The following is a 13,239-nucleotide window of genomic DNA, read 5'->3' as shown; positions in this document are numbered from 1 at the left end:
TAGATTTAGATGCGCTGTTGTTCGGATTGATACCAATTAACATGGCGTGTGATGTACATGACACATGCAATTAGTATGAACGAAAGAATAGAGCCAAAAAGGAAGGTCTTGCCGCTGGATTGTAGTAGTAAATACATCATTCCATAAAGGATGCTTAGCAAAACACCAAATAGCAGAGCAGCTTTAAAACCCTGAACAACGAAGTATAAATACCAGGTAATCAAACCAATACAGGCAACTGCTGCAACGAGGTAGGCTAGGCCAAAAGCATAATATTCACTTATAGATAGAAGCAAAACAAAGAATACACCTTGTGCCATAGCTACCAGAGCGTACTGAACAGGATGAATTTTAAGATTTTTCAAAACCTCAAATAAGAAGAAGCAACCAAAGGTAATAATGATCACCATGATGCCATATTTGATAGCACGATCCGTTTGAGTATAAATATTTACAGGTTCTAAAAATTGCGTAGAAATACCTGAAATGTTGTTTGAAGTTGCATTTGAAACAGCATAAGCAGCTTCATCACTTATCGGATTGTTTTGAGTATTTAAAGCTTGATAAAAGCATTGACTGTTTTCACAAGTCGAAAGTCGATCTAGATTGCGTTTACCTAAAGCAATATTTTTCCAGTCAGCTTCAAAAAATTGTTTTTTATTCAGTTTCTTAAAAGGCAAACTTTGACCATCATATTTAACATCCCCCCAATTGCCTTTAGCTTGATAGGTCATCTCGTAACTGGTTGGAACAAAGGAAAATTCGCTTAAACCTTCTAAATCAAATTGCAGACTAAAACTAAAACCTTGTTGTAATTTGGGGATTAGTTCTGGATATTGCTTGCTTGTGATATGAAGAAGATCAAAGCCATGTTGACCTTGGCTTTGAGTAGAAAAGTCAAATTTATAATTGTTTCCATCAATATTAAATATTGGTTTAGCATTTAGACCGCGCGCATCTTGAATAGGAAAAATGATTTCAGCTTGATCCCAAAGATAGTTGCGTTGTGATTCAAGCATTGTGCCTTTAAATACACCTTTACCTAACATGTGATTTTGATAGCTAATTGCTTTATACATATTGCGTTTGTAGGTGCTATCAGAAACTTTAAATTGAGCTTTCCAGTCAGTGGTTTCCGCACCTATGGTGACAAATAATGTTTGTATACATGCGTAAGTTTTCTTTTGCTCATCGGTACATATGGTTTGAACTTGATAAGGTAGTTTTAAATATGGTGCGACCACTTGTTGTGGGCGAATTTGTTCTTTTGCAATGTCTTGAATTACTTGTTGTTGATAGCTTTGGCGTTCATCTACCAAATTTGAAATAAAAAAGAGGCCAATATAAAAAATTAAAATTAAGAATAAGATCGCTCCTATTTTAAGATTAATAGAGTTTCTACGCATGGTGGATTCCATTGTCATTCTGATATGACCATTATCTCGAATGGATATGCGTTCTAAATGAGTTATAGTTGAAGCTTATGTGAAGTTTTGATGAAGTAAAATTTTTACCAATACTCCTGATCTGTGCTGTTCTAAAAAATCCAGATAATTTTCAGGGATATTTTGAATCGTGATGTGACCTTGGTGCTGTTGAATAATTTGCTGCACAATACTTAGACCGATACCTGTACTTCGTTGCTGATTATGCGGGCGTGGCAATGAAAAATAGGTTTCGTAGATACGATTTAAAGCATATTCAGGAATGGCTTCACCTTCATTGAATAACAGAATTTCAAGACCATTCGTGATGCTATTTTTCCGAAGTTGGATGGCGATAAGGCCATACTCAGAACAAAAGTCTCTTGCATTATCTAAGAGATTATTGATGGCTTGTTTAAGCCAAAATGAATCAGCATAAATTGTGCAATCTTCAGGAAGATTCAGCTTTATTTGGATTTGTTTAATTTGAAAAGTACTGTGTTGTTGTATCAAACAATCTCGAATCAATTTTGATAAATCAATATTTTGAAACTCTAAAACATGCCGATTCTTCTCTAAACGTGTGAGCAGTAGCATACGTTCAATTAAAGATTGTAAGCGGTGACTTTGCTCAACAATATGTACAGCAAATTGTTGTTGATCTACTAAGGGCAGATCATCTTGTAATAGTTCTGCACTGGCTTGAATCGCCGTGAGTGGACTTTTCAACTCATGGGTTAAAGTGTTGACATAATTTTCGACATAAGCACGATCTTCAAGTTGCTCGCGCATTTCACTTAATGCCTGTGTTACTTGGTTGAGCTCTTTTGCAGAATAGAAAAAAGGAGCTTGATTGACAGGTGCTAGTGCTTGAGCATAACGACGCACTTTATCAATACTGTGTCTTAACCAATATGCCACAATGCTTGCGAGTAATAAACTCAGTGCAACGATCCATAATGCTTGATGAATCAGTTGACGTTCTGCACGTGCGATATACGGCTGCACAGATTGATTTGGTTTACCAATGCTGACTACACCTATTAATTGGTGTTTGTAGAGAATTGGCGCAGCAATATACATCACACTGCTGTTTCGGTCATAAGGAGTGGTTGAAGTAGAACGTGCACCGTACTTACCTTGTAGGGTTAAATAAACATCATTCCATTTTGAATAATCTTGCTCAACGGCTTGTCCTTCTGAGTCGTAGATTACTATGCCATGCTGATCTGTTATATAAAGCTGTTGATTAATTTCATCTTTTTTATGCTGCCAAATTGTGGCATTCAGTTGGCGAGATAATGCTGCTTGAATTTTTTGATCAAATTCGGGCGTACTAACTTGTTTTTGCGCTACATCTTCGGCAATCAGTTGGGCAATAATATTGGCATTTTCAGCAAGCGTATCTTCAACTACTTGACGGACATTTGGTTTGACCTGTTGATTCAACGTATAGGCAATAAAACTCAGACTCAGTACCACCACTAAGCTAAAGAAAAACCAAATACGGATGAAGATGGACATTAAGCTGTTCTACTTTTTCAAAGGAATAGACAGAGTGCTGAGTAATAAAAATATAGTCATCCCACAAATTGAACCAATAAAAAATGAAAAAAAGATGATGAAATAACTAAAAGCTATACCATAGAAATACGGATAGAACCTGCTAAAAATCCGTGCTGGGCAAAATAAAAAGATGACAGCAAAAGTTAAACTGATTGCCCAATGTAAATAAAAATTAGGATAATTGACAAAAGCACCTATATTGCTTGAAGCTAAAAAAAATCGATCAGCCTTAGGTGTTAAATATTCTTTAAGGCAAAAACTGAGGAAAATACTATAAAAGATTAAAAAGAAAATTAGAGTTTTCTTTTTGCCTTGTTGCCAAATAATCCATATATTTGCTGGATTTTGTATTATAGCTTTATCCATTGTTGACCCCAAATTCCTTTTTTAAACTATATCCAAATCCTCGATGAGTCCGAATGGGATCATCATTTTGGGTAATTTGTTTTAGTTTTTGCCTTAAACTTTTGATATGTGTATCGACTGTGCGTTCTAAGCTATGCTCAGGATGTTCCCAAATATGATCCATTAATTGTTGACGGCTAAAGACTTGTTCAGGATGCTGAATTAGTAAAAATAACAATCGATATTCATAACGTGTCAGTTGTAGTAATTTTCCATGGTATTGGATTTGCAGAGATTGTGGATTGCACGACCATATCGAGGAGGGAGTAATTATTTCCGCCTGAGAGACTGGATTTTGATTTGAATTACTTGCTATAGGCACTTCCATTCTACGCCAAATGGCTTTAATTCTAGCCACAATTTCCCGCGCACTAAAAGGTTTTGCACAATAATCATCTGCGCCAATTTCTAGACCGACAACCCGGTCAATTTCATCATCTCGTGCAGTAAGAAATAATAAAGGTGTTTGAGATTTTTGGCGTAGTTGTTTGCAGACTTCGAAACCATTGAGATCAGGTAAACCTACATCCAAAATAATAAAATCAAAAACTTGTTCTGAAAGATATTGTAATGCTTGAGTCCCCGTATTTGCCCAACTGACTCTCCAGCCTTCACGTTCAAGTGCATAACGTAGAGGAAGGACAATAGCCGCTTCATCTTCAATACATAGAATTTGTTTTGGACTCATCATGATTAACTAATTAATATATTCTAATTTTATTGAGTTAGTTTAACGGAAGATGCTGTAGAGAAAAGCCATTATATTAATTTTTATAATTTTTTATAAGACAGAGGGCACATTTGTGCCCTGTAATATTCGGATTTGGTCGTCACGCCAATCACAGGACGATATGCCTAAAGTAAAGGTTGCTTTGGCATGTTGCAAATACATGGGTAATGAATATGCGCTAATTAGATTACTGTAATTTTTGATCAAAAGGTAACTGTTTTTGTCTAAAACTTGTTCTTTTGAATAAAAAAACATCAATTATAATAATGAAAGTTGGAAGTCGTCAGCTTTGGTCTGTAACTGATAAACACCAATCCCAATAAGACGAAATTGAAAATTTTCGGGAATATGCATTTCATTTAAAAGTAAGAATAAAATTTGAATCAAATCTTGTTGAGAATGGATTGGAGTTTTAAAACTTTTACTGTGTTGTAAAGTCTGAAAATTTTTAAGTTTGAGTTTAATATTTACACCACGCGCATGGAGTTGTTTTTTCTCTAAACTTTGCCAGACTTTTTCGGCTAAGCCATGCCAATAAGGTTGGCACTGAGTTAGGGTTAAATCACTATCAAATGTAGTTTCTTTCGAAATTTGTTGGCGAGCACGTTCAGCTTGAACAGGGCGGTTATCAATACCTTGGGCGTATAAATAAAGCTGTTGCCCATATTTCCCAAAGTGATGAACTAAAACCGCTTCTTCAATTTTTTGCAAGTCGCCTAGTGTGTGCAATTCAAGCTGTTGGAGTTTTTCTTGGGTAACTTTGCCCACGCCAGGAATCTTTTTTAGCGGAAGGTCTTGAATAAAAGTAGCGACTTGAGATGGTTTGATTACACATAAACCATTCGGTTTATTCCAGTCAGAAGCGACTTTTGCCAAGAATTTATTGGGTGCTACACCAGCCGAGGCGGTCAGTCCTGTTAGTCTAAAAATATCTTCCCGAATATGCATAGCCACTTCGGTTGCACTCGCGATTTGCTTTAAATTCTCAGTGACATCTAAATATGCTTCATCAAGCGATAAAGGTTCAATGAGAAGAGTATATTGCTGAAAGATTGAATGGATTTGAGCCGAGACTGTACGATATTTTTCAAAATTAGGTTCGATAATAACAACTTGAGGGCATAGTTTTCTTGCTTGGCTCATAGACATGGCAGAGCGTAAACCGAACTCACGGGCAGGATAAGAAGCTGCCGCAATTACAGCGCGCGGATGATGAGAAGAGATAACGACAGGAAGATGCTTTAGATCAGGACGCTCTCGCAATTCGACCGATGCATAAAAGGCATCCATATCGATATGAATGATTTTGCGCATATTATTGTGCTTTCACGATGCCTTGTTGCTGTAAAAATTGATGCCACTCTTTGACTGAACCCTCATAAACATTTAAGTCTACTGGCTTTGTCATGCCTTCAATTTTACCTTGATTACTATGCTGCCAAAAGAGCCATTTTCTTTTGTCTTTCAGTTCAGGTTTTCCTTCATAATCTCTAACCCAAAGCGGGGTATTAGGGAAATTTCCTATTAACACAATATGATAAAAAGTTTTGGAGATATAAAAGATAGGTTGTTTGCCATAATGCTGTTTTAAGCGGTCATGCATAATGCCTATTTCTTTAAGTAATTGTTCTTTGGTGTGTGCATTAATACAGTTGCTGTCATATTCGAGATCGATAACAGGTGGAAGCGCATCGATTTTTTTTGGAACAGTTGCAATAAAATTTTCTGCCTGTGTTTTACCATCACGACATAGACGATAAAAATGATAAGCCCCAACATGAAATCCATGTTCGCGTGCTTTTAACCAGTTTTCTTGAAATTTTGGATCTTTATAATCACCGCCTTCAGTCGCTTTTAAATAGACGAACTGGAATTTTTGGGGTGATATTTTTTTCCAGTTAATCTCTTCTTGATGATGAGAAATATCAAAGCCTTGAACTGGATAATCTTGAGCAATTGCTTTTTGTTGATAGAACAGACCGAAGTAAGTGAGAACCCCCATGACACAAGCTAAAACAATACCGATTACGGTGTTGTAGCGTGGTGCAGAAAAGGTTTTTGCCAGCTTGGTCATGCAAAACTCAGTATCAAGATGAAGCTCACATGATAGCGTGATTTACGAGCGAGAAACCATGCTAAAAATGCAACTGCTTACACAGGTGTATTTTTTGGAATTTGCCAAAATATAAGCGCAGTAATGACGTTAATACAGCCTAAACAGACCAGAGTGACATGAAACGCTGTTGTCACATGGGCTGTACCATAGTAATTGGTAAATACATTAATGAGTGTACCTGCCAATGCAACACCGATACTCATAGAAAGCATCATAATCATTGATAGGAAACTATTTCCACTACTTGCATCTTGTTGAGGCAAGTCTTTTAAAGTCAGCGTATTCATTCCAACAAATTGTAATGAGTTTAATGTACCAAACAAGAAAAAGTGTAGGGTCCTAAACCAAGTAGGCGTGTCGACCGTCATAATCGCAAAAGACGCAATACATAGTCCCACTAAGGTTGTGTTAATTAATAGAAAGCGGCGATATCCCATTTTCTGAATAATAGGTCTAACAATTGGCTTAGAAAAAAGTGAACCTAGCACTAGTGGAATCATCATTAAACCCGCAATAAATGGTTCAAATCCAAAAGCCACTTGTAACATGAGTGGTATAACGAAAGGTAAAGCGTTACCACCAAAGCGAGCGAAGAAATTACCTAAAATCCCGATTGCGAAAATTTTATTTTTAAATAATCGGCTACGGAATAATGCATTTTGATGAGTATGGGAATGATAGGCATACCAAAGTGTTGCAATTACTCCGACTATTAATAGAGAAATACTGAACCATTTGGAATATTCAGGAGAGGCAAGATGTTCAATACCTAAAGACCAGCCAATCATTGCAATCACCAAGAGTACAAACCCCATAAGATCAAAGGTTTTAACTGTAGGTTCTTTTACATTTGGCATGACCTTTAATGTCATTAATATACCGAGTACACCCATAGGAATATTAATAAGAAAAATCCAGTGCCAAGTTGCCACTTCAACTAACCAGCCCCCTAATGTTGGACCTGCGAGAGGGCCAAGTAAACCTGCCAGACTCATGAGGCTCATAGCAGCTAGGAATTGAGTTCGGGGAATAATTTTTAAAAGTGATAAACGACCAACGGGGAGTAATAGTGCTCCTCCCACACCCTGAATGACACGGAAAAATACAAGTTCATTCAGATTTTGAGACAGCCCACACCCCAAAGACGCTAAAGTAAAAATAATAATTGCTGATAAAAATGTATTTCTGACGCCAAACCGATCGGCTAACCATCCACTTAAAGGAATGCAGGCAGCAACCGACAAAACATAAGCCACTACCACGCTATGCATATGTAATGGGTCTTCATTTAAATGGTGTGCCATTGCAGGAATAGCAGTATTTACAATTGTGGTATCTAATGCCTGCATAAAAAAGCCAATAGACACCAAAAGTACGAGTAAGCGATATTCGGGTTGCAAGGCTTGGTGAGTCGGCGTGGCATTCATAACATTTGAAAGTTAACGTTTTGGTCTAGTGTAAAACAAATTGAAAGTAAAAAAAGTAAGACAATGTTGAGTACCCCTTTACTAAATCTAATTGCTCTTGAAGGCAATGGTGAAAATAGTGAAAACAAAAAAAGCGGAAGAACCGCTTTTTTATTGAGAGAGGAGAGTTTACACAACAAATCTCTTTGGCATTTTTAAGTTTCGGATGACGTTGTAAATTTGATCGATTTCTTCACATACAATTAATTTTGCTCGGTGTTGAAGGGGCAGAAAACCTTCTTGAACCGCATGATCTAGCTGGGCAATTAATGGATTATAAAAACCATTTACGTTATATAAAATCATGGGTTTTTGGTGCTGATTGAGTTGGCCCCAAGTCGCAATTTCCAAAATTTCTTCGAATGTTCCTAAACCGCCAGGTAATGCAATGAATGCACTTGCACGCTCTGCCATCATGGCTTTACGCTCATGCATGGTTTCGACCACATGTAATTCAGTTAGTCCTGCATGTGCGACTTCATAATCAAGCATAAATTCAGGAATGACTCCTACAGCTTCTCCACCATGTGCAAGCACACTTTCTGCAACTTGGCCCATTAAACCAATGCTGGCACCGCCGTAGACTAAACCAAAACCTTGTTCAGCTATTCCGCTGGCTAATTCAATTGCCTTTTCTCGATAAATCGGCTTATTTCCTGCTCGTGAGCCACAATATAATGCAATAAGAGGTTGTGTTGTTTTTACAGATGTTATTGGTGAATCGTTTACTGCCATTGTTAATACGCTATTCATTGCTTTATTTTCACCTTATCACGTTCATATTTCTTGTCTACACTAAGCAAAAAATATGACAACTTTATAAGCAGTTTTATAGGAAAGACCCATGTTTTGTATGGGTTTGGTGAATACATATAATGATCAAATAAAAATGATGAATTTATGTTAAATCTTGCCTATACTGAAAATTCGTTTAACAACATATGAACAAATATGGGTAGTGGTTGTAGTCGCTCCGTTTTAATTTCTTGTCCTAAAAAAACTTTATTCCCCCTTTGTCTAGGCACGCCTGTTGCGTTGCCCAATAAAGATAAAATTCACCCAGCACAGGAGCAGGATCAATGATCTTTGAATGGATGTCTGATCCGTCTGCTTGGGTAGGCTTAGCTACATTAATTGTTCTTGAAATCGTACTAGGGATCGATAACCTCGTCTTTATTGCTATTTTGGCTGAAAAGTTACCGCCAGAACAACGTACTAAGGCACGTATAGTGGGTTTAATACTCGCTTTGGGAATGCGTCTTGTCCTCTTGGCTTCAATTGCTTGGGTTGTGACACTCACCCAACCGCTTTTCCATATTTTTGATCATCCATTCTCTGGTCGTGATTTGATTTTATTATTCGGTGGTGTGTTCTTGTTATTTAAAGGCACCATGGAATTGCATGAGCGAATGGAAGGTAAACAGCTTCATAAAGAAGATAATCCAGTCCATGCCGCGTTCTGGATGGTTATTGTCCAGATTGTTGTGCTTGATGCCGTATTCTCATTAGACAGCGTAATTACTGCGGTGGGTATGGTGAAAGAGCTGTCAATCATGATGGTTGCTGTTGTGATTGCTGTGGGTATCATGTTGTGGGCTTCGAGACCACTCATGGACTTTGTAAATAAGCACCCAACAGTCGTTATTCTGTGTCTTGGCTTCTTAATGATGATTGGTTTCTCTTTGGTGGTGGAAGGTTTTGGTTTCCATATTCCGAAGGGTTACTTATATGCTGCGATTGGTTTCTCGATTTTAGTCGAAATGATCAACCAAACCATGCGCCGCAATCAAGAAAAGCTAGTCACTACTACAGATTTACGTTATCGCACAGCATCTGCAGTTTTACGCATGTTAGGCAGTAAAAATAGCAGTTCTACTTCCGATGCCCAAACGGTTGATAACGAAGATGTATTGGCTACACAAGCTTTTGCCGATGAAGTTTTTGACGAAGAAAACGGTGTTTACCACAGTGTGCTTGTACAAGGTGTACTTGGGTTATCTGAACGTCCAGTAAAGTCGGTGATGACTCCACGACCTGAACTTGAATGGATTGATTTAGACGACGAACCAGAAGTTTTGAAAGAACGTTTAATGTCGATGACACATTCACGTTTAATTGTTGCTCGTGGTGAACTTGATAATATTGAAGGTATCGCGCTTACGCATAAAGTTTTAAATAACTTTATTGAAACGGGTGTTGTCGATTTCCAAAAGCATTTACGTGAACCAGTTATTGTGCATGAAAATGCTCAAGTGCTTATGGTGATGGAGCAATTACGTCAGGCTCCTTTGCAAATGGCCATTGTTCTAAATGAATATGGTTCAATTGAAGGTATTGCGACACCAATTGATATTTTAGAAGCTATTGCAGGTGAGTTCCCTGATGAAGACGAACTAGATGCGGCAGCTGAAAGCTTAGAAGATGGTTCTTTAATACTTGAAGGTTCAACCGACATTCGCCACGTATCTCTTTTACTTGGTCGTGACTTGGTAGATGAAAGTGAACAATATTCTACTTTATCGGGTTATTTGTTATTCCATTTAGGTCGTTTACCTGAAAATGGTGAAACTGTGGAAGCGGATGGTTATCGCTTTGAAGTTGTAACTATGGAAGGCCATAAAATCGAGAAAGTTCATATTGTTTCTATCGAACAAGATGAATCAAAAGATTAATTTTTAATACAATTAAAGAGTTATTTTGCCATACAGCCTTATAAGGTGATTTAGACTCGATTAAGTTTGATTAGGCAAACCTCCTTACTTTTCAAAGATGAAAAGTAACAAAAATCTTTGTTGGTCAGAGGGTACATCCCTGTAACCCCTGACCAACAGGCGACATCCATGTCGCCGTCCATCTAGCCAAAATTTGGTAAATCTTTTTTCTGAGAAACTTAATGACAGAACAAATTTGTCCATGTGGAAAGGGCAGTTATGCAGAATGTTGTGAGCCTTTACATTTAGGCACAGTAAAAGCCCTGACAGCGGAGCAACTTATGCGTTCCCGTTATAGTGCTTTTGCATTACAACAAATTGATTATATTGTTCAAACCACAGCATTAGGTCAACAATCTGCTCTTGATAAAGAGGCTATTGCAGATTGGAGTAAACAAAATCAATGGTTGGGTTTAGAAGTCATCCAAGCCAAAGAAAAGTTGGATAAGACTCATGCACAGGTGGAGTTCAAAGCCCATTATCATGATGGAAAAAGTGCTCAAATTCACCATGAAGTTTCACATTTTGTGTATCACCAGCAGCAATGGTTTTTCCTTGATCCAACGGTGGATATGCGAGTCACTATGAAACAGCCTTGTATCTGCGGTTCAGGAAAAAAATTTAAACAATGCTGTGCACAATTCCTATAAGTTTATCTTAAAATACGCCCACCGTTTGGCCTGAAGGAAAGGGCAATGTTACTCACCGTTATTTATATTATTGCGATTACTGCCGAAGCTATGACTGGAGCATTGTCTGCTGGGCGACGGAGTATGGACTGGTTCGGTGTTGTACTGATTGCCTGTGTAACAGCTTTGGGTGGTGGTTCTGTACGTGATGTACTACTTGGGCACTATCCTTTAACGTGGGTGAAGCATCCTGAATATTTAGTTTTAACGTGTTGCGCTGCCTTTGTTACCATCATTATTGCTAAATGGATGCGCCATTTACATAACATTTTCTTGGTACTTGATGCTTTAGGTTTGATTGGCTTTACCATTATTGGTTGTCAGATTGCCTTACAAATGGGGCATGGCTTTGTCGTTTCAGCCGTAGCAGGTGTTTTGACTGGGGTTTCGGGTGGTATTTTACGTGATATTTTATGTAACGATGTGCCATTTGTTTTCCGCCGTGAACTCTACGCGAGTATTTCTTTTGTGGCAGTGATCTGTTATTGGGTCTGTCAGGATATAGGATTAAGTCTAGAGTTAACTGTTATTTCGACCCTAATTTTCGGCTTTACCTTACGTTTGATTGCCATTTATTTTGGTTTGGAAATGCCTAAATTTATTTATAAAGATGATGATGCAGAGTCGGCTTCTTCTACCGACGAACATTAATCATTCAGAACTTGATGTGGGCATGATATAACAATTCTATATATGGTCTTGCTCACTTAATCTTTCCAGTAGAGTTAATCCTATGGATCTGGTTTCACGTATACAAAATCTCCCAATCGGCAAATTTCACTACACACTTTTATGGGTAGTAGGGCTGGGATGGATGTTTGATGCGATGGATACCGGCATTATTGCTTTTATTATGACAACCCTTGTTAAAGACTGGTCATTAACACCGGCTGAAAGCGGTTGGATTGTTAGTATCGGCTTTGTGGGCATGGCTATCGGAGCAGTTTGTTCTGGTGCCTTGGCAGATCGTTTTGGCCGTAAAACGGTATTTGCGATTACGATGGCGATCTATAGTATTGCTACAGCTTTATGTGCTTTTGCTCCTGATCTAAAGTGGCTATTAATTTTTCGGTTTATTGTTGGTCTTGGACTAGGTGGTCAGTTACCTGTAGCAGTCACACTGGTCAGTGAATATGTTCCTGCTCATGTTCGTGGCCGATTTATTGTTCTGCTTGAAAGTTTTTGGGGGCTAGGGTGGCTGGTTGCAGCGCTCATTTCTTATTTTATTATTCCTAAATTTGGCTGGCATATCGCCTTTCTTATGGGTGGCCTACCACTTCTTTATATTTTAGTGATTTGGAAAAAAGTCCCTGAGTCGATACCTTACCTGATTAACCGTGGTCGTATTGAGGAAGCACATGCACTGGTACAAAAACTAGAAGCCGAAGCATGTGTGCAAATTGTTCACCATATTGAAGTCGTGCCTGTGGCGATGCGACAAAAAGTTTCATTTAAACAGCTCTGGAGTGGTCAATTTGCTCGTAGAAGTTTAATGCTCTGGTTGATCTGGTTTGGAATTGTGTATTCCTATTATGGGATCTTTACTTGGTTACCAAGTTTATTGGTAAAACAAGGCTATGACGTTGTTAAGTCATTTGAATATGTATTGCTTATGATTTTGGCGCAACTACCTGGTTACTTAGCGGCTGCTTGGTTTGTTGAACGTTTAGGTCGAAAAATTACACTCGCGGCATTTATCGGTTTTTGTGCCTTATCTGCATATTTCTTTGGACAAGCCGACAGTGTAAATAGCATTATGTTTTGGGGTTGTCTCATGTCATTCTTTAATTTGGGTGCATGGGGAGTGTTATATACCTATACCCCAGAACAATATCCGGCCAATATTCGTGCCTTTGGTTCGGGTTGGGCATCGGCAATGGGGCGTATTGGTGGCATTGTCGCGCCAATCGTCGTGACTCATATGATGGTTGCTAAAAACGGGTTTAATCACGTTTTTATGATGTTTACTGTTGTTTTACTTGCTGTGGCATTGGTTATTTTGATATTAGGTGAAGAGACTCAAGGTAAAAGACTAGAGTCGATCGGGCTATAGTTTTGCCTAACTTTATAGCAAGTAACTAAAAATATAGAGAGATAAGACATAATTTGACGCTCAGGTGACAGAGTCCCTC

General features: G+C 38.1%; 12 protein-coding genes and 1 pseudogene. 5 read left to right on the top strand and 8 right to left on the bottom strand.

What is annotated here, in order from left to right; all coding sequences use genetic code 11:
* Nucleotides 1-5: 5 nt before the first annotated feature.
* From creD to creB, 4 genes are all read right to left on the bottom strand, one after another.
* On the bottom strand, nucleotides 6-1,406 hold the full coding sequence (gene creD / locus NE363_RS17305; protein WP_445535531.1) for a cell envelope integrity protein CreD: 1,401 nt from the start codon (nucleotides 1,404-1,406) through the stop codon (nucleotides 6-8).
* Nucleotides 1,407-1,481: 75 nt separating this feature from the next.
* Nucleotides 1,482-2,909: a two-component system sensor histidine kinase CreC gene (gene creC, locus NE363_RS17300; RefSeq protein ID WP_445536396.1), complete on the bottom strand. Its 1,428-nt coding sequence runs from the start codon at nucleotides 2,907-2,909 to the stop codon at nucleotides 1,482-1,484.
* Between the two features lie 48 nt (nucleotides 2,910-2,957).
* Nucleotides 2,958-3,356 carry a hypothetical protein gene (locus tag NE363_RS17295; protein ID WP_445535530.1) on the bottom strand — a complete coding sequence of 133 codons (399 nt, stop codon included), beginning with the start codon at nucleotides 3,354-3,356 and terminating at the stop codon, nucleotides 2,958-2,960.
* Nucleotides 3,349-4,086 (bottom strand): two-component system response regulator CreB, encoded by a 738-nt coding sequence (gene creB, locus NE363_RS17290; RefSeq protein WP_445535529.1) that lies wholly within the window; start codon nucleotides 4,084-4,086, stop codon nucleotides 3,349-3,351. Before creB ends, NE363_RS17295 begins: the two co-directional genes overlap by 8 nt.
* Nucleotides 4,087-4,262: 176 nt before the next feature.
* Here creB and NE363_RS17285 point away from each other — a divergent pair.
* A pseudogene (locus NE363_RS17285) lies at nucleotides 4,263-4,325 on the top strand (hypothetical protein); the annotation flags it as partial.
* Nucleotides 4,326-4,383: 58 nt separating this feature from the next.
* On the opposite strand, the gene dinB reads toward NE363_RS17285, so the two are convergent.
* From dinB to NE363_RS17265, 4 genes are all read right to left on the bottom strand, one after another.
* Entirely contained in the window at nucleotides 4,384-5,439 is a 1,056-nt protein-coding gene (gene dinB, locus NE363_RS17280; RefSeq protein WP_445535528.1) for a DNA polymerase IV, read from the bottom strand.
* Between the two features lies 1 nt (nucleotide 5,440).
* Nucleotides 5,441-6,199: a glycoside hydrolase family 25 protein gene (locus NE363_RS17275; RefSeq protein WP_077164295.1), complete on the bottom strand. Its 759-nt coding sequence runs from the start codon at nucleotides 6,197-6,199 to the stop codon at nucleotides 5,441-5,443.
* Nucleotides 6,200-6,276: 77 nt separating this feature from the next.
* The gene (mdtD, locus tag NE363_RS17270; RefSeq protein ID WP_445535527.1) at nucleotides 6,277-7,668 is read right to left on the bottom strand and encodes a multidrug transporter subunit MdtD; all 1,392 of its coding nucleotides are present in this window, start codon (nucleotides 7,666-7,668) and stop codon (nucleotides 6,277-6,279) included.
* A gap of 168 nt (nucleotides 7,669-7,836) precedes the next feature.
* Nucleotides 7,837-8,460, bottom strand: coding sequence for an LOG family protein (locus tag NE363_RS17265; protein ID WP_004699303.1), 624 nt, complete (start codon nucleotides 8,458-8,460; stop codon nucleotides 7,837-7,839).
* Between the two features lie 326 nt (nucleotides 8,461-8,786).
* Between NE363_RS17265 and NE363_RS17260 the strand changes: the two genes are divergently transcribed.
* The 4 genes from NE363_RS17260 (at nucleotide 8,787) to niaP (ending at nucleotide 13,160) form a co-directional block, all read left to right on the top strand.
* Nucleotides 8,787-10,379 (top strand): TerC family protein, encoded by a 1,593-nt coding sequence (locus NE363_RS17260; RefSeq protein ID WP_019456986.1) that lies wholly within the window; start codon nucleotides 8,787-8,789, stop codon nucleotides 10,377-10,379.
* A 221-nt stretch (nucleotides 10,380-10,600) separates the two neighbouring features.
* A complete protein-coding gene (locus NE363_RS17255) occupies nucleotides 10,601-11,068 on the top strand; it encodes a YchJ family protein (RefSeq protein ID WP_348888558.1) in 468 nt (155 codons plus the stop codon).
* A 45-nt stretch (nucleotides 11,069-11,113) separates the two neighbouring features.
* The gene (locus NE363_RS17250) at nucleotides 11,114-11,758 is read left to right on the top strand and encodes a trimeric intracellular cation channel family protein (protein WP_004699296.1); all 645 of its coding nucleotides are present in this window, start codon (nucleotides 11,114-11,116) and stop codon (nucleotides 11,756-11,758) included.
* A gap of 82 nt (nucleotides 11,759-11,840) precedes the next feature.
* Nucleotides 11,841-13,160 (top strand): niacin transporter NiaP, encoded by a 1,320-nt coding sequence (niaP, locus tag NE363_RS17245; protein ID WP_049066817.1) that lies wholly within the window; start codon nucleotides 11,841-11,843, stop codon nucleotides 13,158-13,160.
* Nucleotides 13,161-13,239 lie beyond the last annotated feature (79 nt).

This window comes from Acinetobacter sp. G18, from assembly GCF_052660225.1.
The sequence above is the reverse complement of the archived record's forward strand: the minus strand, read 5'-3'. Positions and strand labels throughout refer to the sequence as shown.

Bases quoted from the DNA above. Each gene is read 5' to 3' on its own strand.
- NE363_RS17295 (WP_445535530.1), bottom strand. From the start codon at position 3,356: ATGGATAAAGCTATAATACAAAATCCAGCAAATATATGGATTATTTGG.
- NE363_RS17265 (WP_004699303.1), bottom strand. From the start codon at position 8,460: ATGAATAGCGTATTAACAATGGCAGTAAACGATTCACCAATAACATCT.
- NE363_RS17275 (WP_077164295.1), bottom strand. From the start codon at position 6,199: ATGACCAAGCTGGCAAAAACCTTTTCTGCACCACGCTACAACACCGTA.
- creD (WP_445535531.1), bottom strand. From the start codon at position 1,406: ATGCGTAGAAACTCTATTAATCTTAAAATAGGAGCGATCTTATTCTTA.
- niaP (WP_049066817.1), top strand. From the start codon at position 11,841: ATGGATCTGGTTTCACGTATACAAAATCTCCCAATCGGCAAATTTCAC.
- dinB (WP_445535528.1), bottom strand. From the start codon at position 5,439: ATGCGCAAAATCATTCATATCGATATGGATGCCTTTTATGCATCGGTC.
- NE363_RS17255 (WP_348888558.1), top strand. From the start codon at position 10,601: ATGACAGAACAAATTTGTCCATGTGGAAAGGGCAGTTATGCAGAATGT.
- mdtD (WP_445535527.1), bottom strand. From the start codon at position 7,668: ATGAATGCCACGCCGACTCACCAAGCCTTGCAACCCGAATATCGCTTA.
- creB (WP_445535529.1), bottom strand. From the start codon at position 4,086: ATGATGAGTCCAAAACAAATTCTATGTATTGAAGATGAAGCGGCTATT.
- NE363_RS17250 (WP_004699296.1), top strand. From the start codon at position 11,114: ATGTTACTCACCGTTATTTATATTATTGCGATTACTGCCGAAGCTATG.
- NE363_RS17260 (WP_019456986.1), top strand. From the start codon at position 8,787: ATGATCTTTGAATGGATGTCTGATCCGTCTGCTTGGGTAGGCTTAGCT.